The 559-nt window shown below is 76.7% G+C and carries 1 protein-coding gene and 1 pseudogene; one reads left to right on the forward strand and one right to left on the reverse strand.

The features are described 5' to 3' along the window. A pseudogene (locus MXD58_RS24690) lies at positions 1-352 on the reverse strand (hypothetical protein); the annotation flags it as partial. A 67-nt stretch (positions 353-419) separates the two neighbouring features. Between MXD58_RS24690 and MXD58_RS30450 the strand changes: the two are divergent. Further along, positions 420-551, forward strand: coding sequence for a hypothetical protein (locus MXD58_RS30450; protein ID WP_284678840.1), 132 nt, complete (start codon positions 420-422; stop codon positions 549-551). Positions 552-559: the final 8 nt, after the last annotated feature.

Consider the following 559-nt stretch of genomic DNA (forward strand, 5'->3'; position numbering starts at 1 on the left):
CCGCGGGGACGGGCGGGGCGAGCGCCGCCGAGGCCTGGTCGCGCGGCGGTGTCCCCGGCTGGTCGGCGAGCGGCCCACCGGCCGGGGCGGGGTCGTCCTTCTCGTGAACAGGGGCGTGGCCGGGCCCGATCAGCGGATCCACCAGCAGGGGGTGAGACAGCAGGGTTGATTCTGCGGGGGCGGCCGATGGGATGGAACCGGTGACAGTGATGGAGTCACCGATCGCGACGACGTCGGTCGCGGCGCGGAGAGCAGTGGCGGCCGTGAAGCCGGCGGAGGTCTCCTGACCCGCCTCGGTTGTGTCACCGAGAGTGAGGTCAGGGTCGGACTGCGGTTCGGTGGAGCGGGGCACGGCGCTGCCTCGGCCCGCTCCGGCGGCCGGTGGGGCCTGTGCGGCCGGTATGGACTGTGCGGCCGGTATGGACTGGGGCGCGCCGGTGCGTGGCGGGGCCGAGGCGCGGGGCGGCCGGGTGCGCTGCGTGGTCGGGGAGGGTTGCGCCGCCGTGGTGGGGGGCGTGTCCGCCGGGGTCGGGCGCGGGGAGGTCGCCTGATCGGCGCC

This window comes from Frankia sp. AgKG'84/4, assembly GCF_023242965.2.
In the GTDB taxonomy this organism is placed as follows: domain Bacteria; phylum Actinomycetota; class Actinomycetes; order Frankiales; family Frankiaceae; genus Frankia.

Coding starts and splice junctions, on each gene's coding strand:
- MXD58_RS30450 (WP_284678840.1), top strand. CDS start 420: ATGGACTGGGGCGCGCCGGTGCGTGGCGGGGCCGAGGCGCGGGGCGGC.